20 protein-coding genes are annotated in these 25,092 nt (G+C 44.0%); 8 read left to right on the top strand and 12 right to left on the bottom strand.

The annotated features are described in order from the left end of the window. Positions 1–71 precede the first annotated feature (71 nt). Positions 72–1,427: a diguanylate cyclase gene (locus tag L3V36_RS06215; RefSeq protein WP_208774669.1), complete on the bottom strand. Its 1,356-nt coding sequence runs from the start codon at positions 1,425–1,427 to the stop codon at positions 72–74. Between the two features lie 283 nt (positions 1,428–1,710). On the opposite strand from L3V36_RS06215, the gene L3V36_RS06210 reads away from it, so the two are divergent. Beyond that, entirely contained in the window at positions 1,711–2,859 is a 1,149-nt protein-coding gene (locus tag L3V36_RS06210) for a DUF3541 domain-containing protein (RefSeq protein ID WP_102446834.1), read from the top strand. A gap of 113 nt (positions 2,860–2,972) precedes the next feature. Here L3V36_RS06210 and L3V36_RS06205 read toward each other — a convergent pair whose 3' ends face one another. The 8 genes from L3V36_RS06205 to L3V36_RS06170 form a co-directional block, all read right to left on the bottom strand. After that, positions 2,973–3,584, bottom strand: a complete 612-nt coding sequence (locus L3V36_RS06205) for a class I SAM-dependent methyltransferase (protein WP_208774667.1) — start codon at positions 3,582–3,584, stop codon at positions 2,973–2,975. Next, entirely contained in the window at positions 3,584–4,837 is a 1,254-nt protein-coding gene (locus tag L3V36_RS06200; protein WP_208774665.1) for a HAMP domain-containing sensor histidine kinase, read from the bottom strand. Before L3V36_RS06200 ends, L3V36_RS06205 begins: the two co-directional genes overlap by 1 nt. Continuing rightward, on the bottom strand, positions 4,834–5,544 hold the full coding sequence (locus L3V36_RS06195; RefSeq protein WP_108156697.1) for a response regulator transcription factor: 711 nt from the start codon (positions 5,542–5,544) through the stop codon (positions 4,834–4,836). Before L3V36_RS06195 ends, L3V36_RS06200 begins: the two co-directional genes overlap by 4 nt. A gap of 155 nt (positions 5,545–5,699) precedes the next feature. Continuing rightward, positions 5,700–8,906, bottom strand: a complete 3,207-nt coding sequence (locus tag L3V36_RS06190) for an efflux RND transporter permease subunit (protein ID WP_208774662.1) — start codon at positions 8,904–8,906, stop codon at positions 5,700–5,702. A gap of 2 nt (positions 8,907–8,908) precedes the next feature. Then, positions 8,909–10,180, bottom strand: coding sequence for an efflux RND transporter periplasmic adaptor subunit (locus L3V36_RS06185; protein ID WP_208774660.1), 1,272 nt, complete (start codon positions 10,178–10,180; stop codon positions 8,909–8,911). Next, positions 10,177–11,625, bottom strand: coding sequence for a TolC family protein (locus L3V36_RS06180; protein WP_208774658.1), 1,449 nt, complete (start codon positions 11,623–11,625; stop codon positions 10,177–10,179). The genes L3V36_RS06185 and L3V36_RS06180 overlap by 4 nt, the downstream gene beginning before the upstream one ends. Positions 11,626–11,739: 114 nt before the next feature. Next, positions 11,740–12,009, bottom strand: coding sequence for a hypothetical protein (locus tag L3V36_RS06175; RefSeq protein ID WP_065205837.1), 270 nt, complete (start codon positions 12,007–12,009; stop codon positions 11,740–11,742). Positions 12,010–12,326: 317 nt separating this feature from the next. Further along, positions 12,327–13,535: a NupC/NupG family nucleoside CNT transporter gene (locus L3V36_RS06170; RefSeq protein WP_004729974.1), complete on the bottom strand. Its 1,209-nt coding sequence runs from the start codon at positions 13,533–13,535 to the stop codon at positions 12,327–12,329. Positions 13,536–14,147: 612 nt separating this feature from the next. Here L3V36_RS06170 and L3V36_RS06165 point away from each other — a divergent pair. The 4 genes from L3V36_RS06165 to L3V36_RS06150 all read left to right on the top strand — a co-directional run bounded on the left by L3V36_RS06165 (position 14,148) and on the right by L3V36_RS06150 (position 16,892). After that, positions 14,148–14,624, top strand: coding sequence for a hypothetical protein (locus tag L3V36_RS06165; protein ID WP_004729970.1), 477 nt, complete (start codon positions 14,148–14,150; stop codon positions 14,622–14,624). A gap of 285 nt (positions 14,625–14,909) precedes the next feature. Beyond that, positions 14,910–15,179, top strand: coding sequence for a PTS sugar transporter subunit IIB (locus tag L3V36_RS06160; RefSeq protein WP_004729968.1), 270 nt, complete (start codon positions 14,910–14,912; stop codon positions 15,177–15,179). Positions 15,180–15,189: 10 nt separating this feature from the next. Then, positions 15,190–16,446: a PTS ascorbate transporter subunit IIC gene (locus L3V36_RS06155; RefSeq protein WP_004729966.1), complete on the top strand. Its 1,257-nt coding sequence runs from the start codon at positions 15,190–15,192 to the stop codon at positions 16,444–16,446. Next, positions 16,443–16,892: a PTS sugar transporter subunit IIA gene (locus tag L3V36_RS06150; RefSeq protein WP_004729965.1), complete on the top strand. Its 450-nt coding sequence runs from the start codon at positions 16,443–16,445 to the stop codon at positions 16,890–16,892. Before L3V36_RS06155 ends, L3V36_RS06150 begins: the two co-directional genes overlap by 4 nt. Positions 16,893–17,056: 164 nt before the next feature. Here L3V36_RS06150 and L3V36_RS06145 read toward each other — a convergent pair whose 3' ends face one another. Next, positions 17,057–18,322 (bottom strand): HD-GYP domain-containing protein, encoded by a 1,266-nt coding sequence (locus L3V36_RS06145; protein WP_017079603.1) that lies wholly within the window; start codon positions 18,320–18,322, stop codon positions 17,057–17,059. A gap of 225 nt (positions 18,323–18,547) precedes the next feature. Between L3V36_RS06145 and L3V36_RS06140 the strand changes: the two genes are divergently transcribed. Further along, entirely contained in the window at positions 18,548–19,084 is a 537-nt protein-coding gene (locus L3V36_RS06140) for a GNAT family protein (protein ID WP_102446841.1), read from the top strand. 135 nt (positions 19,085–19,219) lie between these two features. Here L3V36_RS06140 and L3V36_RS06135 read toward each other — a convergent pair whose 3' ends face one another. Further along, entirely contained in the window at positions 19,220–20,569 is a 1,350-nt protein-coding gene (locus L3V36_RS06135) for a HAMP domain-containing sensor histidine kinase (protein WP_102446842.1), read from the bottom strand. Further along, a complete protein-coding gene (locus tag L3V36_RS06130) occupies positions 20,562–21,251 on the bottom strand; it encodes a response regulator transcription factor (protein ID WP_004729957.1) in 690 nt (229 codons plus the stop codon). Before L3V36_RS06130 ends, L3V36_RS06135 begins: the two co-directional genes overlap by 8 nt. Positions 21,252–22,064: 813 nt before the next feature. On the opposite strand from L3V36_RS06130, the gene L3V36_RS06125 reads away from it, so the two are divergent. Then, the gene (locus tag L3V36_RS06125) at positions 22,065–24,071 is read left to right on the top strand and encodes an EAL domain-containing protein (RefSeq protein ID WP_208774656.1); all 2,007 of its coding nucleotides are present in this window, start codon (positions 22,065–22,067) and stop codon (positions 24,069–24,071) included. A gap of 250 nt (positions 24,072–24,321) precedes the next feature. Then, positions 24,322–24,801, top strand: a complete 480-nt coding sequence (locus L3V36_RS06120; protein ID WP_102555887.1) for a type II secretion system protein — start codon at positions 24,322–24,324, stop codon at positions 24,799–24,801. Positions 24,802–25,092 lie beyond the last annotated feature (291 nt).

The raw sequence follows: 25,092 nt of genomic DNA, 5'->3' as shown, positions 1-25,092 counted from the left end.
AGCAAAGCGCGGTATTCTGAGGCTTTTCCCTACATTCAGCAACTAAATTCTAATCACAGCTCCAATTCAACCTACATAACTTGCCGCTTCTGTTCGTACATTTTTTCATCAGCCGCTTTCAAGAGTGCATCGACATCATCGTAGTTATTGTTATGAATAACCCAACCAACACTGATTCGAAGATAAATTGAGTGAGTCTCGTAGATCACTGGTGTCGTACATATCACCTTACGAAGTTTAGCCACAATCGACGATACATGTTGATCATCGATGATGCGTGGCAATAAAACTAAGAACTCATCGCCTCCTATCCTTGCCACGATGTCTGAACCGCGCAACTCACTCTTTATACGCTTGGCACATTCAACTAACACCTGATCGCCGGCCGCATGACCAAACGTGTCGTTGATCGCTTTAAACCCATCCAGATCGATATTGACAACCGCAAAGGTTCTCGCTCTCTGCTTTTGAGTGGTTTTAAATGCCTGCTTGAGGCTATACATGAAGTATCGACGATTCGGTAACATCGTGAGCTCATCATGCATAGAACGGCTATCAGCAATTAGATACAGGCGATAAATAGTCATAAAGGCAATCGCTAGCACTAACATTATGGAGTAGCCCACCAGCCTTACCGCTTGAACTCGATACCAAGGCACGTCCATCAATACATGCTCACTACCGGAGAGAGCAAGGTACCAACCACCGTAAGGAAAGCTCACCTGCTCGGTGGCAAACGCATTATCGAACACATCCTGGGTGCTATAAAAAACAGGGCCATCTTTACCCGAACTGTTGGCACCGCGAATTGCGAGTTCGTACTTGTTCTCGATTTTCCCAATTCCGACATCTTCAAACAGCTCATCTAAGCCAATAACAGCACTGGATACACCCCAATAGTCTTGATTAAAAGGTGGGTCTCGAAAGATCGGAGTTCGCGTAATGAGGGCTTGACCACCTTGAAACAATTCAAAAGGCCCAGCAATAAAAGTGTTACCGAGATTACGGGCTATCTCAACAGACTCCCATTGGTTGGGATAATCGCGATAATTAATACCAAGAATCTGCTCATTGCCTTCCATAGGGTAAACAAAGTTTAGAATGTCGTCTTTGGCGAGCCCAATAAGTCGAATATGGAAGCCATCTTGAATGATATTCTCAGCAATCTTGTCCCAATTCTTCACCTCACCATCAGGGTTGATGGTCACTAAGGTCGAGAAATTGTTGAGGATATACATATCTGACACGATCGCGGCTTCGATCCGAGAACGAATAATGGATAATTGTTTTTTTCCCTCAGAATACGATTCATTTTTAAGAAAAGTTAATTGCTTGGCGTGAAAGAACTCAATCGCGCTCACTATCGCAAGGAAAAAAAGAAAAGACACAACCTTAGCAGACCACTGCTTGCTAGAACCACTTGGCATTTACGAACCTCTAACACTTTTGTTCTATATACTGCCTTATAACGGCTCATTTCTGGCTTATTGCTCCAGTATGCCGCTAAGTCACTAAAAATCTATACTAACGTCTACTATCTATCAAATATTGTGCCATTCATCACTTCAGGTCTGTTGGTTATACTAATTGCTTAATCAAAAAGGGTTAGTGAACCTTATAAAGCTTACATTGTATTGACTCAAACCTTACATTAATGGATTCATCGATGTTATTTTACATAGACTATTAATCAGCTTGGTACCTCACGACATGAAGCTAAAAACGATTACACTGTGCACATTACTATCGGCCTCAGTTACGGTCGCTGTTCACGCACAAGAGAACGCTCTGGCGACAAATGTACCGAGTATTCAAACCCAAGCAGATTCTCTCAACTCTCATGAACAATCTTTCAAACAATCCGCAGACCTCATTCGTACGACCTACGAAAGCCAGCTTTACACTCTGCCTGCATTCAAAGAAGGTCATTACGGGCTGCGCATGTATCGCCAAACATTAGACGATAAGTATTCTGCTGCGGTCTGGAGTGACATGGCACGAGTGGCAAGTAAGCTCAGCACCCTGTCTAATGACGTTCATACAATGGAACAAATCGTACTCTACTCAGAGAAGCGTGTTGCTTCTTATGTTGGCGATAACGATGAGCGCAGTGTTCGACGTTACAACATCACCAAGCACATGCCAGAATACCTTTATCTTGGTGTTGACCTCCTAGGCTCTATGGCTCGTGCTAATGAATACGGTTTAGAGCACAAGAACGATGCTAAGCTGCGCGAAATCATTCGTCGCTATGACTTCTCACGATACGTGACCAACGAAGACATGGTGAAAGCTTGGGCGGCTCAACTCGCCAATCAAGTCTACTGGCTGCGCCAATTAGGTGAACAAGATGTCGTTGATGAGTTCGTCGACACCTTCAAAAAAGCGTATCCAGACGATGAAGATAAGAAGCTTTCAAGTCAGCAATTTGGCAACAAACTCTACGGCATGACACACGTCATCTTTGGCGATTCCGAGTACTATCAGCATCAAGTGAGCGAGCAAGATCATCAATGGATCTACGATTACTTCAGAAAAAACATCGATACGATTCTGCTGCGTGCGAAAGAAGATGTGATTGCTGAGGTTGGATTAACCTTCTTACTGGCAGGTTTAGAAGATGACCCAGTTGTCGAGAAAACTCGGCTCTCGATTCAAGCTTCTATCGATAAGAAACAAGGCATGATCCCTTCTATCACTGGTGATTTTGATCTTGAGTATGGTGAACACCGCAACGTGCTAGCAATCATGCTACTCGATTGGCAGCAAGTGAATGAAGCGCCGACCTATGAAGGCAACCCTAAGGTGTTTAGTAACATCCCTTACGGACTCATTAAAAACCAACCACCGAAGAACTAGCAGCATACCTAGCCTAGTTTGGTCATAGAACCCAAAAAGCCGCATACCTTTCAAGGCCTGCGGCTTTTTTAATTCTTTCCACACCATCACTTCGCTCTGGCTCAGGTTTAGGTTTAGGAGCAGACCTTGTTCATCACTATCGTGAAATCCCCTTCTGCGTAGCCCTCTATTAAGGAGACATCATCACATAGGGTTTTACAGAAACGATAGACACCTTGAGGGTGATAACTCATCAAGGTATTACGTGAAGGATATTGGCTTGAGTTGAGAAGATTAAAAATCACCGTCTGATTCGCCAATTCATACATACGAGTAATCATGTTTGTCAGATAGTCAGAATCACGAGAGATGTAGTTCAGTGAACCACTGGCGATAACAATGTCATGCGCCTCAAGGTTCATTTTGCTCATGTCTCCCGACAAAAACTGACAACGATCTTCTGTGTAATTCTGCTTAGCCTTTTTTAGAAAGCCTGCATGTTGGTCAACACCGGTGTAAGATTGAATTCGATAGATGCTGTCGAGCAGTTCAAACAACTCGCCATAGCCACAACCCAAATCTAAAACACGCTTCTTTTCGAAATCAGCCGAGCGAGCGATCACTTCAAAGCGACACAATTGACTCTCTTCACTAGTCCAACCGAGAGCTTTGGCCTTGTCGCCATTCGAGCGGTTAGTCTGTTTTCGGTGATACCAATACACCTTAAAACGATCACGCCAGTGCATTACGAGAAATCCACCCACACTTCACGGCCACCAGCCAGCTCTTGGTTATGGTACTGCCATTGATATTGCGCAAGCAGCTTTTCGGTGAGCTCTAACCCTAGACCAAAGCCCAAATGATTGTCTTCTACCGTGCCATCAGTGTTGTTGTTAACAATGGTGACTTTTGAACCCACTTGAACGATATCCACGGTACCGCTTCCTGTGTGCTGGAAAGCATTGCGAATCAAGTTGGTCAGCACGATTCGGGTTAGTCCAGCTGGTAACTGGCATTGTGTGTCGTCCCTTTCAATATTCACAACCACCGCCTTTCCATTCAATAGATAGGTTAAATCGTGGGTAATCTGTTGCGACAGTTCGCCAAGATGTACGTTTTCCAAAGGCAGGTCTTTGTCTTGTTGTCGGGTGAGCCACAACAAAGTTTCTGTCAGGTCTGTCATGGTGAAACCCGCGCGCTTAATTCGGTCTATCACTTCAAGCTGCTTTTCTGGGCTCTTACCCTTTTGAATCAGCTTCTCTAGCAGTTCACTGTTGGTTCTTGTGACAGCAATAGGGGTACGTAATTCGTGGCTCGCGTAACCCAAAAATTTCTGCTCTCGTTCTAAGCTGTTTTGAACCGAACTCAAACTATCACGAATGATGTGAGCCAAGGTGTTCAGTTCACTGAAGTGAAAATCTGGTGTCGGTTCATTGAGGTTATCTTTATCTAACGATTTGGCCCAGTTCTTTAGCTGCTCAACAGGCGATGCCACCTTACGTAACACCAAAACCAAGATAACGAAAAATAATACAATCGCACCCAATGCGGTCAATAAAATCATCACAAAGTGCGGAAGCCCGTCATCTTTCATAAATTGATCATGCCTTTGCGTAAACACCGCAGAAACATAACGAACCTCATCACCTTTCATTACCTTCATGGCGAAATAGCCTTTCTCGGGAGGTGAGAATATAGATTTGCCAATGATCATTTTGGTCATGCGGTTGAATTGCAGTTCGTTCTGGTTAAGGTTGTTCTGAATACCTTGTGGCAAGTCGCTCCATTGGGTCGCCACCGTAAATTCTTGATTGGTCATAGGCTTGCCCGGCTTCACCGCATCTTGTTGCGCCTGGGCAATCATAGAGCCACGCATAGCGATATCCATCCCAGAGACAAAGTAATTTACGCTCAATGCAGAAAGAACCAGAATCGTCGTCACACCAGTGACCAGAATCGCCAATAAGACGTAGATCCTTAAACTTGGTCTGATCTTCATTCTTGTCGTAACTCCTTAATCGCAAAACCTTTGCCCGCAATAGTATGCAGTAGCTTATTGTCTTGTTCTGCATCCACTTGTTTACGTAAATTAAAGATGTGTACTTTCAAACTGTTACTATCTGGTTGGTCGTCGCCCCACACGCCCTGCATGATCGTCTCTCGTGAAACAGGATTAGGGCTAGATCGCATCAAAACTTCTAAAATTTTGAGCGCAGTTGGGGAAAGCTTGAGAGGTGAGTTCGCACGATAAGCTTGATGCTGTTTAAGGTCAATCTCGAGATCGCTCACCGATAAGCGGCTAACCTGACCACTGCGCCGCTTTGCCAATACTTGAGCTCGAACAATCAACTCTTCCATCGCAAATGGTTTGATCAAGTAGTCATCGGCACCTTTTGAAAAGCCTGTCAGCTTATCATCAAGCGTATCACGTGCGGTCAGCATCAAAACGGGGGTATCAATACCCTGCACTCTGAGATTCTCACACACCTGCAAGCCGTTCATTTTGGGCAAGTTGAGATCGAGAATTACTGCGTCATAGCGATTAGTTTCTATGAGATTGAGTCCAACTAAACCATTCGCTGCATGATCACACTGGATATCTTCTAAATCGAGGTAATCGATCACAGCAGTGGCCAAATCGAGGTCGTCTTCAACCAAAAGCAATTGAAGCTTATCTGTGAGTTTATTAGTGACGGATTCTGCCATCATGACGACCTCTATTTTAGTTATATCGTGGCTGGTAATGCGCGGTTCTGTAACGCCTTAGTCTATTGAGCCTTGACTGCTAATGAACCTAAACAGATGATGCTGAGACTAACTCAGCATCCACCCGTTAGATATCATCATCAGCTTAGCCATTGTTAAGCCGTTTGTTCAACGCCTTTGACTCGATTTGTGACTTTAAGAATCAGAGACTTAATTTCACACTGGATCATTAACAATGCTGGCGTCAGAATCAATGTAATAAACGTCGCAAACAAAATGCCGTAACCTAACGCCGCCGCTGCTGGGATCAGGAATTGAGCCTGCAGAGACGTTTCACTTAATAGTGGCGTCAAACCTGCGAACGTGGTGACCGATGTGAGTAACACGGCTCTTAGTCGACCAGAACACGCTTCAACAATCGCATCGTGAACCGACTTGCCCTGCTCTTTGATAAGCTCGTTAAAACGAGAAACCAACAACAAACTGTCATTCACTACCACACCGCTCAACGCTAGAATACCGTTTAGCGATAGGATACTGATTGTTAAGTCATTCCACCAGTGCCCTAAGATTGCCCCAACAATACCAAATGGAATCGCTGTCATAATAATCACAGGCTGAATGTAAGACTTCAGCGGGATAGCAAGCAGCGTGTAGATAGCAATCATGGCGAGTACAAACATGCTCATCATTGAACTCGCGGTTTCTTCTTGCTCTTCCGTTTCGCCAGCAAAGTCGACCGTTAGCCCCGGATATAGCGCTTCTAAATCGGGTACTAATGTGTCTTGCAACTGATGAACAAGCTCTGCAGGTGCAACCACGTCTTTGTCTAATACAGCGCTGATGTACACCGCACGTTGGCTATCAATGCGCGTGATCTCTGATACTTGGTAATCAGAATATACTTTAGCGACTGTGCTCAAAGGCACCACGGTACCGTCGTTGGTCCTCACGCTCGATTGTTTGATATCCGCAATGGTTTGACGATCCGATTCAGGATAACGAACACGGACTTTCACCTCATCTTTACCACGTTGGAACTGCTGAACAATGTCACCACCAAACGCTTGTAGTACTTGTTGCGAAAGGCTTGCCGTATCAAACCCCAACGCGCGACCTTGTTGTGTTAATTCGAAACGATACTGAGGCTCACCCAGATCCAAGTTATGATCAATGCCACTCACACCGTCAATCGCTTGAAGCTTAGTTAAGAACTCATTGCCCGCCGCCGAAACAGATTCTTCGTTCCACGCTTTCAATTCTACTTTGAAGTTGTCGACCATCTCCATTTTAGACAAGATCTTGAGCTTCTTAACCCCTTCCATCTGGCCCACAGTCTCTTGCCAAGCATCTGCAAACTCGTTCGATGTGTAGACACTGTCGCTATCTAATTCAATTTTAACTTGGCCAGAATCATCAGCATCGGCGATAACCTGAAGGCTCAGCAGTTCCGATGCTTCATCTTGAGCACCGTATTGCGCTCTCAGAGTTTCATCTGTTTGTGTTGCCGCCGCTTCAAGCACTAGCAAGTTCTGTTGTGTTTGACCAAAGCTCGCGTCGTTTTGCATCGACATGTCAGCAGTCACGGTGTCGCCCGGCATATCAGGGAAGAATGCCACACGTACCGCCCCAGTCATTGGCAGCCCCGCCACCAAGATAAGCAGTGACAAGAAAACCATCACCACGGCGTAACGCAGTTTCAGCGCCCATTCAATCACAGGACAATAGATGCGCTTATTAAACCAACCTAGCCCAGTATCGGCAGCATGTTGAACACGAGCCCAAAGCCCCTTTTTGTCGCTGCGCTTGGTATTAATGTGTGCGAGGTGCGATGGCAGGATGAACTTAGACTCAACCAAAGACAGCAACAAACAGATAGTCACAACCGTACCGAACTGAGCGTAAATCTGCCCCATTTTACCTTCAACGTTAGCTAGCGCTAAGAAGGCAACAACCGTCGTCAACACACCAAATATGGTCGGTGATGCCACCTTCATAGTGCCTCGAATGGTACTGCCGATCGAGTCGCCTTCTTCCTTGCGGGTGGAGTAGATACTTTCACCGACCACCACGGCATCATCGACCACTATCCCGAGCGCCATAATGAAACCAAAGGTGGTCATCTCATTGATGGTTAGCCCCATAAAGGTGTCTGTCATGAAGAACATGGTGCCAAAGAATACAAACGGTAAGCCCGCGGCTACCCAGAAAGCGACACGCACGTTTAGAAATACCGCTAACACGATGAATACCAAAGCGATACCGGTGAGCGCGTTATTCACCAACAGGCTCAAGCGATCTTTGATCATGGTGCTTTTGTCGTACCAAGTTTCAATCTCGACATCATTAGGCAGCATGTTGCTGTTTTCCCAGCGCTCCACCACTTGTTGAGCCTGTTCAACGATGCTGACGACGTCTCCATATTCATCCATCACGATCTGAATCGCCATCGCATTCTGTTGGTTGTAACGAGAAAGCATGAAGGTGTCATCGGCAAACATGTCTTCAACGTTAGCAATGTCACCCAATGTAATTTGAGTGCCATCAGTGGTCGTCATCACCGGAATCGCGTTGAAATCTTGCAGTTCGTACGCCTGTTCAGATACCTTCAAACGAACCGTTTTTTCACCATTGCGAAGGCTGGTCGAGATAGCTGCAGAAGATTCCGCATTGATCGCTTCAGAAACGTCAGTCAGTGTTAATCCATAAGCTTGGAGCTTGTTCTCATCAACCTCAACCGAGATCATAGGATCGGCTTTGGCTTTGATTTCCAAATCACGAATCGCCGATTGGCTCAGTAAGTCCGACTTAAGTTGCTCGGCTAAACTCTGCAGCGTTGCTCGGTCTGCGTCACCATAGAGCTGCACCCATAAAGCATGATCTTGCATGCGAGCCTTATCAATCACAGGATTGTCAGCGCCTGCAGGCAGGTTATTGATCGCATCAACCTTAGTTTTAACGTCGGTTAACAGGGTATCAAGGTCATAGGTGCTCGTTTTCTCAATCGAAACGTGGCTTCCGTTCGCATCAGAAGTAGATGTAATACGCTTAATGCCCGGTACGGTTTCTAACGCATCTTCAATCTTAATCGCAAGGCCTTCTTCCGCCTGAACAGGGTCACCACTGTCATAAGTCACTGAAACAGTGACAACATCGGGTTCTAGGCTCGGGAATGCTTCTTTACGTAACGTGTTAAGCGACAACACACCAATGATGATCACGCCCACTAACAATAAGTTCGCTGCCACAGAGTTGTTAGCAAACCACGCGATTACGCCAGTATGTGACTTACTCGACGTCTGGTTACTGTGCACTTGGTGATCACAGCGCGCTTGGTTATTAGGTTTCAGCTCGTTAGACATAACTAACCCTCCGCCTTAGCCAGCACAACCATGCCTGATTTAAAGCTGCTTAATGGACGCTTGACCACTTGCACACTGTCACGATTTGATTCTGTAAGGCTATTTAGCTCGGTAGAGTTGCTCAGTTTGGTTGGGTCGATGTAAATCAAACCGCCCTTTTCAAACTCAACATTCGCGTTTGATTTAGAAAGCAGACCGTTGTCGTCTACAAACCACAGGTCACCCTGCTGCGAAAGTGCTGAGGCTGGAAGCTCCCATAATTGGTTTAATTGCTTACCCGAGATCGTTGCTTGTACGAATGTACCTGGATAAAGATCTTTCTCTTGATCCAAAGGGTTATCGACTTTCACTATCAATGAGCGCTGACGTGTGTCTTGTTGTAAGTGCTGCTCAACTCGCTCGACATAACCTTGCCACTGGTATTGACCATCAGAACTCGACAGAGTCACTGGCCACGGCTGCTCTTTCAATTGCGAGTTATCGCTGTTTGGTAAGCTCAACCATTGGCTTTCAGACAAAGGAACAGAAACCTCAACCTCATCAACGCTGTATAACGTGGCTATCTGAGCGCCCGTTTGTGCGTAGCTTCCCGGTTGAACATCACGGCTCACGACCAACGAATCAAAAGGGGCAACCAAGGTTGTTTTTTCGAGGTCTTGCTCAGCCTTCACCAATTCAAGCTTGGCGTTCTCTAAGGCAGCGGTTACTTGTGCCAGTTGTGGTTCACGCAACACCAAAGGTGAATCCGGCTCGCCAGACAAACCAGAGCGTTGCCACTCAGACTTAGCTTGTTCGCCTTGTCTCTGTTCTTCCAATAAATCCAATTGAGCTTGAGCCACATTCGCCTTGGCTTGGGTTACCGCTTGTTGATAGTTGGTAGAGTCGATATTGGCGATCACGTCACCTTGGCCAATCACTTGCCCGGTTTCGAACTGCGAGCTGATTGCTTCTACTCGGCCACTAACTTCTGTTGAAAACATCAACTCATAGCGCGACTTCGCTTCTCCGTAGCCCACCACTTCCGCTTGGTAGTCTCCGAGAGTGGCAAGTACGACAGACACTTGCTGTTGTTGCGAGACTGCTAAGGTGGTCGTTTCAACAGACTTAGTTCCAACAGACTTAGTTTCAACAACCATGACTTGAGACTCTGAAACCGTTAATTCATTCGTCTTTTGAGGAGTAAGCTCTGTTTGTGAACCGTTGTAAGCGAGGGCAGCAAAAATGCTTGAACCCGCAACAAGGGTGATTGCAATTGTGATGGTGTTCAGTTTCATGAAGATACTCCTAAGCCCAGAGCTAGGCCTAAATCAATTCGGTTTACGAGACGGTTATAAATGGTTTGTGTTAGCTGCGCTTCAAGGTCATAGGTTTGTTGCTGAACAGTAAGTAGATCAAAAATGTCGACCAAACCCTGACGGTATTTCTCTTCATAGCTGGTGAAGCTGCGTTGTGCGCTCACCAAGGCGTTCGTTAGGTGTTGCTGTTGAAGCGTTAATGACGACTCTTGACCCATTGCGTTTTCCACTTCATTCACCGCATTCAACAGAGTTTCTTGGTAAGCCCAGTAGCTGGTTTCTGTGGTTAGATCTGCAATCTCAGCCTGTGCTTTCAGCTTGCCACCCTGGAACAGTGGTGCCGACACTTGACCAAGCGCACTCCACAAAGGCCCAGTCAACAAGGCTTCACTCGGAGATTCCGCCATATCAGTTAGGCTTGCAGATAAACTGATCGAAGGCAGCATCGCTTTATATGCAGCATCAGCACGCAGTGTTTCTGCTTCAATATTGAAGAAAGCCGCTTGAAGATCCGGACGCCCTGCCAGATCTTGCGTCGGCATATTGTCTAGCGGGTTAATGATGGTTGGGAATGAACCGAGTTCAGCAAGAGTCGCCTCATTAGAATCCCCACTCCACTGCCCCGTTAACAAAACTAACGCGCGTCGACTTTGTGCCAGTTGCTCTTGGTAATCGGCCAAAGTTGCTTGAGTCGATGCGCTGCTCGTTTTGGCGTTATCTAGCTCTTCAAGGCTACCTAGCCCTGTGCGATAACGTTCTAAAACCAGCTCTTCGTTATTTTCTAGAATCACCAAGCGCTGCGTTTCAATATCAACAAGCTGCTGCTTCAAACTGATATCAAGCCAACCTCTCATCACACTCGCGACCAAAAGATCTTGAGCGCCCTGAAGGTTAGCCTGAGACGTCGCAATATCTTTTAACGCGGCGTTGTTTGTGTCTGCTAATTTCTGCCATAAGTCCAACTCCCAACCGACCGTGACATCCGTGGTGTAGGTTTCAGTGGTGCTTGAGCCGTTAGTGCCTTCGTCAGCTTGACCAGAAAAACTCGCATCGACGGTTGGTAAGCGGTCGCCAGACGTCACACCTTGCTGTGCATAGGCAATTTTGAGTGCTGTGATACTTTGTTGAAGGCTTGGACTGTTCTGCAGAGCGCGCTCGATATAGAGATCGAGCTCCGGCGCATTCACTAAATCGGTGAGTTGTAGATTCTCTGTATCTAACTCTTGTTCATTAGAAGCATGCGGGTTCAAAGCCTGTTCTTCAGAGGTTTGTTGAATCAGCTCTGTGAGTAAGCTTTGCTGTGTCTGGCTAGTGCTTTGCTCTGCTAACGAAACAAAGTCAGCCTGACTGGTTGTCGTGCAACCGATCAACCCGATTAGAGCAAGTGAAATAAGGGAATGTTTTAAAGGAAGATTCAATTTCATCTTCTTGTCTCCTGTAAGAATGGAGACAAGATAACGAGCGGGAGGTTAAGGGAGGGTTAAGGCGAACGTTAACCCTAAAAGAAAATGCAAAAAGTGTACGTTTAAACTTCTGTTTTATGCTTCTGACTTGCTAGAAAAGAGCCCACCGATCTTATAACCAATCGCATAGCAAACCACTGCAATAGTCACAAACACCAATGCCGAGAAGAAGTACGCCACCGATGCGGCTACACCAGTGCCCCATACGATGCTGAAGACTAAACCGTGGTAAGCCTCTTGCGGCCACTGAGAGATAGGGAACTGAGTACCACCAGCAATAAGATAAACCATCGCAAACAAGCCAATGAAGGCGGTGATAAGACCGATGAGAACGCGCATATTCATGGGAAGACCCTTGATTAATTGGATTTGGTTGCTTTTGTTCTGGTGAAAACCGATTGTTCTTAATCGAAACCGAACGATATTAATCGCAACCTAATGATATTCAAGTATATCGGATAAAAGGAGCTTGCTCTATTACTCTTCCGAGTGAGCCTAACACACTACAGAACAATGAGAAGTGGTGGCTAGAACCTTAATCAACCTAACGAGCAGGCACAAAAAAGCGGATACCCTTCTTACGTAAACTCCGTAAGTAAGATACCCGCTTTTACTAAATTTAAGCGCTTTTATTGAATCTAGCTACTTTAACTTAATCTAGCTTAAAGCAGGATGAAGATACCCGCTAAACATGCACTCATTAGGTTTGCTAACGTACCAGCCGCTACCGCTTTCAAACCTAAGTTTGCCACTTCTGCACGACGCTCTGGTGCCATAACACCAATCGAACCTAATTGAATCGCGATAGAACCAATGTTGGCAAAACCACACAATGCAAAAGTCACAATGACTTGGCTATGTTCAGACAGCAGAGCTTTGTTCTCAACGAAGTCGATGAAAGCAACAAACTCGTTCATTACGATCTTCTGACCGATGTAAGAACCTGCCATTAATACTTCATCACTCGGGATACCAATTAACCATGCAAGAGGCGAGAATAGGTAACCGAAGATAGCTTGCAGGGTAATGCCCGCAAAACCGAACATTTCGCCTAGACTTTCTAAACCCGTGTTCACCATTGCAATCACACTCACGAATGCAACCAACATAGTGCCGACAGCAACCGCCACCTTCATACCGTTCATTGCGCCACTTGCCAATGCATCGATCACGTTGCTTTGGTCAGCTTTATCTAGCTCAATGTGGTCGTAGTCACTCGGAGTACTACGCTCAGGAACAATGATCTTCGCCATCAATAGGCTGCCCGGAGCCGCCATGAAGCTTGCTGCAATAAGGTATTTAAGCTCAACACCTAATCCTGCATAGCCACCCAGCACACTGCCGGCCACTGACGCCATGCCGCCCGCCATTACAGCAAACAGTTCAGAACGAGTCATAGACTTTAAAAAGGGACGAATAAGAAGAGGAGACTCACCCTGAGAAAGGAAGATATTACCTGTTGCAACTAGAGATTCAGCTTTACTGGTACCCAGCAGTTTTTGCACCGCTCCACCAAGAACTTGAATCACTTTCTGCATAACGCCCAAATAATAGAGCGCAGAGATCAAAGCACTGAAGAAGATAATGATTGGAAGTACGCGAATCGCGAAAATGAAACCTTCAGTAGCCAGATCACCAAATAGGAAAGCGATACCAACGTCTGCAAAACCAAGCAAACTCGAAACGCCATTGCTTAGGCTTGTTAACGCCAATTGTCCCCAAGGGAAATACAACACCAAAGCAGCGAAGCCGATTTGAAGTAATAGTGCACGAGAGACCGTTTTCCAGTTAATCGAAGAGCGGCTCTCAGATAACAGACATGCGCAAGCAATCAGTGCAATAACACCGACAAGACCAAATAGTATATTCATAATGTGTCCTAGTAATCCTTAAAGAGTGAACATGAGCCAAACGAATGACATCAAAGGAATAGGACAAAGAACCGCAAGCAAAACGCTACGCGATGAAGGAGCTAACAACGTTAGCGACTGTAACAACGAGTTGTTCATGTAAAAATCACCTTATACAAGCAGTGGAACGTAGCTGGTCCGGTCCGTGGGGTCATTCACATATCCATGTGACGGCTTGTATTGGCTAAGCACCGGCTTAAAACCGGAAAAGAAGTATAAACAGTTAAGTGAGACTTTCATCACATTTTTTTGACGCAAACGATCGCGCGGTCAAGGATTAAACAAAACGCTGTGTTTATCGTCATTTGTGTGCATAAAAACTGTAAACAACCTGTAGAAGTTGAATTTGTAATGTTAAGCCTTTAAACGTACGAGCGTAATCACTCGGTTAATTCTGTGTGATTCTTACTACTTTTCTGTGCTCTGCCTCATTTCCCGATACTTCAAGATTCATCTTAAGTTTAGATGCGTATATACTTTGTATGATCTCACCAAATAATTATCTATAAAATACTAATAGAGCTGATTAGATATAACAGCCATCGAGACTAAGAGAGGAAACACTTGAAGAAAATGGAAGCTCCGCACGACATGAACAATGGAGCTAAATTCAAAACAAATAGACATGGCTATGTGACAGTAGTTGAATATTATAATACCTATACTGTTATTGTCGCGTTTGAAAACACCGGAAATATCCGCGCTATCAGTGCGGCGAAATTACGTACAGGTCAGTTAACTGATCGCTCTGTCGCACCTGAATCAATTATGATTGGTGAAAAGGTTGAATCCGTTAAACATGGAATATTGACCATTACCCAAGTTGAATCTGAAAATATTGTGGTACTAACCAATACTAATAACGAAGAAATTCGAATGTTATTGCCCGCTGTACAAAAAATGAAAGATAAGGTCGAAGATGTTGAGAATGATAAAACTGAGGCTCCAAAACCAACCTCTCTCAGTCAATTAACAAAAAGAAATAAAAAGACCAAAGACGTCAATAGTATGCTTAAGAAAATGCTTACCGATTACGGTCGATACGATTAGTTATCTATTTTATTTCACAGATCCTCTAAATATTTGTCTTCCGAAAAATAAATACATTTACTCCTGCCTTTCTCAATTAGATACGTTGCATATTCGAGTGAAAAGTTAAATTTGATCAAAGTCTCACTCTGGATCTTTAACATAAATTAACGAGATCTCCATCACAATCTCATTTTAGCTTTGTGATGGAGATCTTATTGAAATCTGAATATTTCCATTATTATGCTCTCACACAATAAGAGAACGCAGTTTCTCAACCCCTAAAATCCAATTGAGACAAATATTATGAAAAAGATTCTTGTAGTTTGCGGTAACGGCCTTGGTACTTCACTAATGATGGAAATGGCAGTGAAAGAAGTGGCTAAAAAAATCGGTTTCGAAGCAGAGATTGATCACGAAGATCTATCTTCTGCAGCATCAAGCAATGCGGATATTTGGGTCGCGGCAACAGACGTTGCTAACCAACTGAAAGACGGTGGAAAAGAGAACATCATCAGCCTTAAAAATATTTTTGACAAAGCATCAATCGAAGAACAACTAAAAACTTTCATGTAAGGTCAAAATTATGCAAAACTTTTTCGAATTCATGCTCGGCTTATTAAAAGAGCCAGCAATCATGGTAGGCTTAATTGCTTTCATTGGCCTTGTTGCACAAAAAGCTGATATTTCTACTATTCTAAAAGGCACAATTAAAACCGTAATGGGTTTCCTAATTTTAGGTTTTGGTGCTGGCGCTCTTGTTGGCGCACTAAATAACTTCTCAGTTGTATTTACTGAAGCATTCGGCGTAAGTGGTGTTATTCCAAATAACGAAGCAATTGTTGCATTAGCACAAGAAGCATTCGGTTATGAAATGGCTCTAATTATGTTCTTCGCATTCGTTGTGAATATTTTATTGGCTCGTATTACTCCTTTAAAATATATTTTCTTAACGGGTCACCACACAATGTTCATGTCTATGCTAGTAGCGGTAATTCTGTCTACAGCAAACATTGAAGGCACTGCTCTAGTCGCAATCGGCTCTATCATTGTCGGTACATTAATGGTTGTGATGCCAGCACTAGGCCAAAAGTACACTGAAAAAGTAATGGGTACTGATCAACTGGCTATCGGTCACTTCTCGACACTGTCTTACATCGTGTCTGGCTTCATTGGTAGCAAATTCGGTGACACATCAAAATCAACAGAAGACATCCAAGTTCCTAAAAGCTTAATGTTCCTGCGTGATACGCCAGTAGCCGTAGCAACAACAATGGCAATCTTCTTCATGCTTGCGTCTATTATTGCGGGCGGCGAGTTTGTAGAAACAGTATCAAGCGGTCAAAACTGGGTTGTGTTTACCTTCATGCAATCTCTAATCTTTGCCGGTGGTGTTTACATCGTATTGCAAGGTGTGAAGATGCTAATTGCTGAAATCGTTCCTGCCTTTAAAGGTATTTCTGACAAGCTAGTACCGGGCGCAAAACCTGCTCTAGATTGCCCAATGGTATTCCCTGTAGCGCCAAACGCGGTACTTATCGGTTTCCTTTGTTCTTTTGCTGCTGGTCTACTAGCAATGGCAGTACAAGGTGCACTTGGTTGGACAATCATTGTAGCGGGCGTGGTTCCACACTTCTTCGTAGGTGGTGCGGCAGGCGTTTACGGTAACGCAACCGGCGGTTTACGTGGCGCAATTCTAGGTTCATTCACGCAAGGCCTATGTATCTCTTTCCTACCGATGCTGCTACTTCCTGTACTGGGTGGCCTGGGTCTTGAAGCAACAACGTTTGCTGACTTTGACTTCGGTGTTGTTGGCCTGATTCTAGGGTGGATTGTTTCATGAGCCTATTCGATTTAATCGGTGACCAAGGCGTTATCATCAACTCTGAAGAGAACTTAACGGTTGATGCTGCGATTGATTTAACCTGTTCAACACTGCTAGCAAGCAACAAAATTGAAGCAAGCTATGTTGAAGCTATCAAACAAAAGCACAAGGACATTGGCGCGTACTATGTTCTAGCACCAAAGATTGCGATGCCTCATGCTCGTCCTGAAGATGGTGTGAACGAAGCATCTCTGCAAGTGACGGTGTTCAAGAAGGGTGTTGATTTAGAGTCGGAAGACAACGGTGACGTTTACCTTTCAATCACTCTGGCAGCGATGGACTCAGATAGCCATATCCATACTATTATGGCGCTATCAGAGTTGTTCCAAAATGATGATGACATTGATGCCATTATCGCAGCGGAAACAGAGCAAGAGATCATCGAGATCTTAAAACGATACTAGCTTTAATTTTTAGGCCTTAACCTTTAGTTCCTACTGATGTTTATCTCCTGAAAGCCCCCATTAAAAAAGCGATAGCCGAGGCTATCGCTTTTCTATTTCTGGTGATTGGTCATTTCTCATCGAGTATGAGTGAAGGCATCACACTTCGAAACCATTCACTAGCGTTAAAACGCGTACATTCTTTTATCAGTTGATAACTCGAAACAGTACTGTGCGTGTTTTTCAAGACATTCAAACACTTCTCTATCCAACTTATAGTTTTCAACATGGTCTCTCAAAATAGCCATCGTCTGTTCTAACGTCATACCAGCACGATAAGGACGTGATTGAGATAATGCTTGGAATACATCTACCACAGCGACGATCCGACTCGGTTGATCCAGCTCTTCCGCCGTTTTACCCATTGGGTAACCTGATCCATCTAACCTTTCATGATGATTGGATGCCCATTGGCATACCTGAGGAGAACTAAACAGCTCTTGCAGTGCGAATCGAGTATCCGTTGCGTGGCGTTTAATGCAGCAATACTCCTCTTCGGTCAGCAAATCTGGCTTATGAAGAATGTCATTAGGTGTTTGCAGTTTACCGATGTCATGAACTAGACCCGCTAGGTAGAGTTTACGCTGAGTGGTGTATGAATAACCCAACTGCTTGGCGAGATATTCAGAAAGCTGCCCGACCTTCAACGAGTGCTTAAAAGTAAACGAACTTTTGGTATCAACAACATTGGCGATAAACTCGGCAAAGGCCACCGTCTCGTCCAGAGACATTTGTTGAGAGAAGAATGGCACAGGCTCAAAGTTATCCCTCATGTTCTCGATGTAAGGGATTTCCATCGAGAACCAAAAATCATCCAGATCGACCAACTCACACATATGTTGGACAAGGTTGGTTTCAAACATCTCATCCGCTTGTTCTGTCAAACGTTCAATGATGCTCGCTTTTCCATCTGGTGTCAGGTTTCCATAACGATCAGAAGAAGTGATGCCGTATAGATAATCGACTCTGTCGGCAAGCATCACGATCGCAGCCAACTCTTTTTCTAACTCGCTGATATGAATAGCCTTTAACTCAACCCACGGGGTATGATGATAAAGAACCGGCTTAGCGAATATAGAAAGAACTGGGCACTCTTTTAAGATTTGGTAGCCCTTTTGACAATGGTGATAGCTCGAGTCGGGCACAAACCCAGAAGTTAAGCTGAGCTGCTCATCAATTTGCGATACGCCACAGTCGTGAATTAACCCCAATGAAAACGCAAGTTGCGCCTGCTCTTCTTCCCATCCGACACTCAGTGCACATCGATACGCGATATAACCGACCCTCTGTCCATGGTTTTTGCTTTCGAAACCGACGTTATCAAGCGCCTTAGCAATACCAAATAGAGCCTTTCTCAGGTCTACGGTTACCTCTTGGCAATGTTGAATCATTATTTAAGCCTAGCATTTTTATAGTTTTTATATATTTAGGCTGCTAATACTAATGCATAGCTAATGATTATATACACAACTATTGTAAGGTTTAATGAGTTTCGTGATAGAACTAACGTATCACGAAAAATCCGTGCTACAAGTGGTTGCATATTGAAAATCATGCGACATTATAGTCTGCCGACCAAAAATCACTAAATCATCAGCCAAAAGAAAAGGAAAGACATGTTTAAAACGATTATCGATAATGAACTATCCATCGCATTGGTTGAAGAGAGTTTCGCTTCTCACTATGCGGAAATCTCACAAAGTCAGAATGAGTATCTAAGCCGATGGCTTGTGTGGCCACCACATTGTAAAACCGAGCAAGACTTTAGGATCTTCATCCAGCGCTCGCTACACGATTATGCGGAAGGCCAAAGCATGACATGTGCGATTGTGTATAAAGATAATATCATCGGTAACTGTAGCTTCAACACCATTGACCACAACAAACAGAAAGTCACGATAGGCTACTGGCTGTCTGAATCATACCAAGGTAAAGGGATAGTCACCCGTGTGGTCGAAAAACTGATTGATATTGCTTTCAATGAGTTAGATATGGAAAAGATTGAAATATCAGCTGCCACTGAGAACATGAGCAGCCGTAAAGTTTGTGAGCGCTTACATTTCACGTTAGAAGGTATTATAACTCGTAACGAGAACTTGAATGGCCGCATCGTAGACCACGCTATTTATGGACTTCATCGCTCTATGCTCTAAGCTCTAAGCTCTAAGCCTAAGCCTAAGCCTAAGCAGTCACTATTATGTAAATGAGCATACTAAAAAGCCACGGTATTCAACCGTGGCTTTGTTATTTTACGAACCTAGAACCTAAGTAACTCTCAGAGCGCCCAGTTATACGGTCTTAGGAATCACGATACTGAACTTGGCTCCACCACGGTTGCTGTCGTCAATTTTGATATCCCAAGAAAGCTTTTTAGCCGCTGAAATCGCAATCGCGAGGCCTAAACCCAAACCACCGGTGGTTGAGCTTCTGCTAGAATCCAAGCGAGAAAACGGAAGGAATACTTCGTCACGCCTATCTTCTGGAATTCCAGAACCATTATCTTCAATGAGAACCAGCCAATTTTCTGAGTTCTCATCCAGAGTCATCCATACTTTGTCTTGCGTGTAATTGCCTGCATTCTTAAGAATGTTATCAAACACCAAACGCGCCATCGAGCAGTCGCATTTAATGGCGCAATCTTGCGTTACATTTGATTCGAAGGTCACGTTATCCAGTTCGGAGTAACGAATCCGGTCTAAACAATATTCAAGTAAGTTCGCTCTTACTTTTACCAGTTCAAAGAAAGAGTTATCCATGACATTCAATTTCGACAGCATGATAATTTCTGAGGTGAGCTCGTTGATATCCTCAATGTAGGTATCAATATCATCGAAAAGAACCTGCTGCTTCTCGGGGGCTCCCCTTCTCAAAATATCGGTCGCCAGCTGAATACGACTCAAAGGAGTACGTACCTCATGAGGGATAGCTTGCGCAAAGATATGGCTTTGTTTTACTTTGCTCTCTATCTCTTCAGCCATGAAGTTAAAGCTTCTGGCCAAATCAGAAACGGGATGGATGTCGTCCAAGTCAGATCGAGTACTGAGCTTCCCCTTACCAAATTGCTTTTGCTTCTCAACCAATAGCTCTATTCTTTCTTGAAAACGTCTTACAGGTAAGTAAACACTTGCGCCAATCGCCACAATAACGGCCAGTAACAGCCCTAACAAAAAGTGCCTTTCTGAATCCTCATACCATTCAATCTCAGGAGAGAAGAAGTCCCCTACCTCACTGAACGCAAAGCTAGATTCTGAATTTGGCAACTGAAACACCGCCGAATAGAGATTGTTGTCACTGAGGTATATCGGCACACCGTTCAAAGTCGTATATAACTCACATCGTTTGCAAGGTGCCTCTCCCGACCAATTTTTCAACAGGCGTAAATTGAAGATATAGAATTGTTGGTAGCCTGTTCTATCGAGCTCTTTGTATAGCGAGTTTTCCTGGTGGTGTTGGCGAACATACTGCTCCGCAAAGTAAATGCCATCGTTAAGGAACGTTTTGATCTCATCACGTCGCATGTGCCCTTCACCAAGGTTCAAAAACAAGAATATCGTTGCCGACATCCCAGTCACAATCCCAAGGTATAAACGAGCAAACATCGAAACCGAGCGAAGTTTCGTAGCAATAAACTTACGCAACCAACATGTACCCCTTATTTCGAACCGTACGGATCAACTGCTTGTCTTTTGCGTGAATACGTAACTTCCGGCGTAAACCAGACACTCGCATATCAATCGAGCGGTCGTTAAACGAATAGTCAATTCCTCGAAACAACTGACAGCACTGGTCTCGAGTCACGACCTGACAGATGTTATTCACAAGAAGGTTTAAGATTTCAAACTCGGCAGAAGTAAGCTTAAGATTTTGCCCATACAGAGTGGCACTTTGAGCAATATTGTTGATCACAATATCGCATTGCTTTTCAGCCGTCTTTTCCGGCGCGATAGCAATAGGAGCAGCTCGACGTAATAACGCTTCAATTCGCGCCAACAAGGCATGGCCACGAATAGGCTTTGCAACGTAATCATCCGCGCCAAACTTAAATAAGCTTACCTCACTCATTTCATCGGCAGAGGCGGTCAACACTAAAATTATTCCATTGTAAAACTCTCGAGCCTGACGGCAAATTTGAGCGCCACTCATGCCTGGAAGCATCAAGTCCAACAGCACTAAATCAGGTTCAATACTGCGGATCGCTTCAAGTGCTAAATTCCCTTCATGAACAACGCTAACATCGTAGCCTTCAGCTTCTAGATAAAGCGTAGTTAAACGAGCTATCTCTTGGTCATCTTCGACAATGAGCACTTTGGTTTTCGACATTACTATCACCAGTATTTATTAAAAGCGAGGGCAGTATATATACTGCTCATATATCATCAATGTTGTGATTCGAGCCTCACTTTTACCGTACGCAAAACATTGTAATCACTTTTGTACATACACGTTTACAAAACGCAGTGCTTAACCACCAGTACTCCTTGGTTTAAGAAGGTTGGCCATCAATAACTCGATATTCACGGTGTTTTAATTGCCTATACAACGCTTACGTTTGCTTTATTTTCTTACTCACACTTACATTTAAGGCATTTACAAAACCCAATCAAATCAACCCTCCAAATAGTAATGACTTGGCGGTTAATATCACTGACAAATGACATATTTAGAGGTTTAAAATCCGACTCTAGCGTTCGACAGTCGAAGGAAATCGATTACGTTACCCATCAGCCAGTGTTTTACATTTCCAGGGCCTCGGCAGGCGCTATTAAGCAATATCTTCTTCAAGTAATATTCATGAAATTGATAACTCGATCCAGCATTTGCTAATCACCACTACCTCACAGGGTCCACTTTAAGATGAACAAACCGCTTTCACTGTTACTGACCAGCACCGCTTTATTTTCGACGCAGTTATTAGCTGATAGCAATAAACAAGAAATAGTGAATCCGATTCAAGCGCAGGTAAATTCTTGGATAAACATTCAGGTCGCGCCAAAAATAACATTAGTCAAAAGATGGCCTTCAACTGTGAGTTCTATAGCGCACTCATTTCTGTAGCACCTTTTTCTTCTTCAACACGGCTTTTTAACGACTGTTGAAGACCAGAATTCAATTTGATAAGCGCCTACTGAATGCATGATCTCGGTAGGCACTGTTCGACCAACACATCAGTTCACCGAGTTCAATATGATGACCAATTATCAACCTTTCGAGCATCTCAAGTGTCCTATTTGGATATATGACATTGATAATAAAAGAATAACTTGGGCAAATAGTAACGCCCTCCCCCTCTGGGAGTCTGAGTCGATGTTTGAGCTGACATCACGTGACTTTAGTGTCGAGATGTCAAAAGCGATAGAAGCAACACTGGAAGAATACCAAAGACAATTTCTACGTAACGAAAGCATCAAAACATGGTGGAACTTCACGCCAAACTACATTTCTAAACGTGCATTATGCCTATTTTCTGGGATCCCATTGCCCGACGGTCGAACTGGAATGTTGGTACAAGTCATTGCCGAAGAAGGCAGCCTAAAGCACGACTTAGCTTGCTCTGATGGCGCAAATCTATCCCTTCTATTTGATAACTCAGGAAACGTAGTGAGTGCTAACTCCGCATTCTTTCAAAACTATGGCTCACCGTTTAGTACTCTATCCGACTTCGTTTCAAGTGAAGAGACAGCAGCACAATGGTTGTTTGCTGCGCGTAAAGGCCGCGAGATTTTAGAAGAAGTCAGCTGCGAAATAGATAACAAAACCCATCATTTTGACGTTCAAGGAAAATGGCTATTTGATAAAAGCGAGCTTCTGTTAAACCTCACCTGTACAACTAAACAAAAAGAGAAACTGATCAAAGCCAGATACAACGCTGAGCACGACTGTTTAACTGAGCTTTATAATCGCCGTGGGATCACCAACCTTCTAGAAACCAGTATTGCCTATCGCTCGCCCTTTGAGTTGATGTTTGTCGACCTTGATGGCTTCAAATTGGTCAATGATACTTATGGACACAGTGTCGGTGACCAACTACTTAAGCAGGTTGGCGAACGTCTTAAACACCTCGTCGACGAGACGTGCATGATCGGTCGATTTGGTGGCGACGAATTCATTGTGATTGCCCACGCCTGTCGAAATCACAATATCCCGCTGCTCTGCTCGCGTATTATTGAAGCCTTGAACAAGAGTTTCCACATCAGAGGGATTGGCACCTTGTCTGTTGGTTGCAGCATCGGTACTGCTCATTTCCCTGATAATGCCGTCGATCAAGAGTCACTGCTCAAGCAAGCGGGTATGGCGATGCATATGGCCAAAGCAAATGGACGAAATCGATTTCAAACTTTTACACCTTGCTTAGCACAAACCCTTCACCGCAAGGTAGAGATCCGTCATCGACTCACGCATGCCTTAGAGAACGACGACCTCAATCTTCATTACCAACCGATAATGAACACTAACAGCGACAAGGTGAAAGGGTTTGAAGCCTTACTTCGATGGTCGGACGAAGAACTTGGTGACATCGCTCCTGACGAATTTATTACCTTAGCGGAGGAAAGTGGGCAAATAGTTCCTCTCGGAAAATGGGTGCTCAATTCCGCACTCAAACAGTTATCGATGTGGCAACGAGAGTTTGATCATGAGTTGATGATGAGCATCAATATCTCGAGCATTCAGATGCACGCTACCTTTGCCGAACAGCTATCGGCAATGCTGAACTTCTACAATATCCAGCCTCAAAGCGTTGCCCTTGAAATCACCGAGTCTTCCATGATCTTCAAGCATGGCGAAGTCAGACAAGCATTAAGTGATATATCAAAATTGGGCGTAGAACTTCACCTTGACGACTTTGGTACAGGATACTCCTCACTCTCAATGTTGCATGACTTGCCAATTAGTACCGTTAAACTCGATAAAAGTTTTGTCCATGGCTCGCACAAAGGGAGCAAAGCAATAGTCCAAGCCACCCATGCCATCTGCGACAAACTGGGGCTAAAAGTAGTTGCTGAAGGCGTCGAGACCGAAATGCAAAAAGCGTTCTTGATCGATTGTGGATACCAGTATCTTCAAGGGTTCTTGTTTAGTAAGCCCATCCCGTCAAATGAAGTCGAAAGACAATTTTTAACGGGTCGATTAATAGACATTTAAAAACTTATTTATCAATAAGTTAGATCTTTTGAACACTACTTAGTCCAGAGAGTGATACCCGCATCAACGCTTACGTATGCTTACATTGCGGCCAACAACGATAAGCCGAAGTTAAAGCATTGTTTATTATGCAATTATTGAGAAAAATCAACCTGTAAGCCATATAACAGATATACCTACCTTCTGTAATGGCTTTGGTATTTAGATTACCCTCATGCAGCCCCTCAATCAGATCAAATAATCGGTAAATATGAGAAGACAAAACGGCTTCACTCTCTTAGAACTTATCATCGCTGTCTTAATTTTGGCTATCCTTTCTGCCACGGCTATGGTCAAGTTCTTAAACGTTCAAGGAAGCGCACGTGCGAGTAAAATAAACGACGTAGCGGGTAACCTACGTACCGGTATCGATATGATCTACGCCAAGTCTGCGATTGCTGGCGTTGAGGGAGAGTGCAACTATGTAGAAAAAACGGAAATTGAAACCTACTACGTCTGTCATGGCTACCCAATAGCTTATGTGGATTCACTAAGAAGGCTGCTCAATATCGACAGAACAGAGCTTCACGTGATCAACAAAGAAGTCGATCCTGGCAGCAATGCCGAAAGAGTAGCTGCTATCTCTTTTGACGCAGATAGCTACACCTATTCACCTGAAGGTGACTTTTGTCAGGTGCTCTATCAACCAGAAAAAGAACCTCAAATCGTCGTACTTGATGGCGCATGTTAAATACTCAACGATTTTACTCATTCAGAAGTTAGAGCTAAACCATCGAGACAGCTCTTTGAATATCATGTGGTTACGATAAATTTGTTCAAAAATAATACGAATAGGGTTAAGTTGTTGCTACTTACATCTTTAAGTGCTGTTTACGTTATAACATGAACTTAATTCATATCTCATTTTTTATAATTGGACTGTAAAGATCTACATAGGTGCATGTCTGATATATATCAACAGTGTTTTGATTAAACATCTTTCATAAATAGATAGGTATAAATATATAAGTAAAAATAGCAC

The organism is Vibrio sp. G-C-1, from assembly GCF_021728015.1.
Taxonomy (GTDB): Bacteria; Pseudomonadota; Gammaproteobacteria; order Enterobacterales; family Vibrionaceae; genus Vibrio; species Vibrio splendidus.
The sequence above is the reverse complement of the archived record's forward strand: the minus strand, read 5'-3'. Positions and strand labels throughout refer to the sequence as shown.

What these genes read in the sequence shown, in the direction of transcription:
- L3V36_RS06215 (WP_208774669.1), bottom strand. Translation starts at nt 1,427, where the DNA reads ATGCCAAGTGGTTCTAGCAAGCAGTGGTCTGCTAAGGTTGTGTCTTTT.
- L3V36_RS06210 (WP_102446834.1), top strand. Translation starts at nt 1,711, where the DNA reads ATGAAGCTAAAAACGATTACACTGTGCACATTACTATCGGCCTCAGTT.
- L3V36_RS06205 (WP_208774667.1), bottom strand. Translation starts at nt 3,584, where the DNA reads ATGCACTGGCGTGATCGTTTTAAGGTGTATTGGTATCACCGAAAACAG.
- L3V36_RS06200 (WP_208774665.1), bottom strand. Translation starts at nt 4,837, where the DNA reads ATGAAGATCAGACCAAGTTTAAGGATCTACGTCTTATTGGCGATTCTG.
- L3V36_RS06195 (WP_108156697.1), bottom strand. Translation starts at nt 5,544, where the DNA reads ATGGCAGAATCCGTCACTAATAAACTCACAGATAAGCTTCAATTGCTT.
- L3V36_RS06190 (WP_208774662.1), bottom strand. Translation starts at nt 8,906, where the DNA reads ATGTCTAACGAGCTGAAACCTAATAACCAAGCGCGCTGTGATCACCAA.
- L3V36_RS06185 (WP_208774660.1), bottom strand. Translation starts at nt 10,180, where the DNA reads ATGAAACTGAACACCATCACAATTGCAATCACCCTTGTTGCGGGTTCA.
- L3V36_RS06180 (WP_208774658.1), bottom strand. Translation starts at nt 11,625, where the DNA reads ATGAAATTGAATCTTCCTTTAAAACATTCCCTTATTTCACTTGCTCTA.
- L3V36_RS06175 (WP_065205837.1), bottom strand. Translation starts at nt 12,009, where the DNA reads ATGAATATGCGCGTTCTCATCGGTCTTATCACCGCCTTCATTGGCTTG.
- L3V36_RS06170 (WP_004729974.1), bottom strand. Translation starts at nt 13,535, where the DNA reads ATGAATATACTATTTGGTCTTGTCGGTGTTATTGCACTGATTGCTTGC.
- L3V36_RS06165 (WP_004729970.1), top strand. Translation starts at nt 14,148, where the DNA reads ATGGAAGCTCCGCACGACATGAACAATGGAGCTAAATTCAAAACAAAT.
- L3V36_RS06160 (WP_004729968.1), top strand. Translation starts at nt 14,910, where the DNA reads ATGAAAAAGATTCTTGTAGTTTGCGGTAACGGCCTTGGTACTTCACTA.
- L3V36_RS06155 (WP_004729966.1), top strand. Translation starts at nt 15,190, where the DNA reads ATGCAAAACTTTTTCGAATTCATGCTCGGCTTATTAAAAGAGCCAGCA.
- L3V36_RS06150 (WP_004729965.1), top strand. Translation starts at nt 16,443, where the DNA reads ATGAGCCTATTCGATTTAATCGGTGACCAAGGCGTTATCATCAACTCT.
- L3V36_RS06145 (WP_017079603.1), bottom strand. Translation starts at nt 18,322, where the DNA reads ATGATTCAACATTGCCAAGAGGTAACCGTAGACCTGAGAAAGGCTCTA.
- L3V36_RS06140 (WP_102446841.1), top strand. Translation starts at nt 18,548, where the DNA reads ATGTTTAAAACGATTATCGATAATGAACTATCCATCGCATTGGTTGAA.
- L3V36_RS06130 (WP_004729957.1), bottom strand. Translation starts at nt 21,251, where the DNA reads ATGTCGAAAACCAAAGTGCTCATTGTCGAAGATGACCAAGAGATAGCT.
- L3V36_RS06125 (WP_208774656.1), top strand. Translation starts at nt 22,065, where the DNA reads ATGATCTCGGTAGGCACTGTTCGACCAACACATCAGTTCACCGAGTTC.
- L3V36_RS06120 (WP_102555887.1), top strand. Translation starts at nt 24,322, where the DNA reads ATGAGAAGACAAAACGGCTTCACTCTCTTAGAACTTATCATCGCTGTC.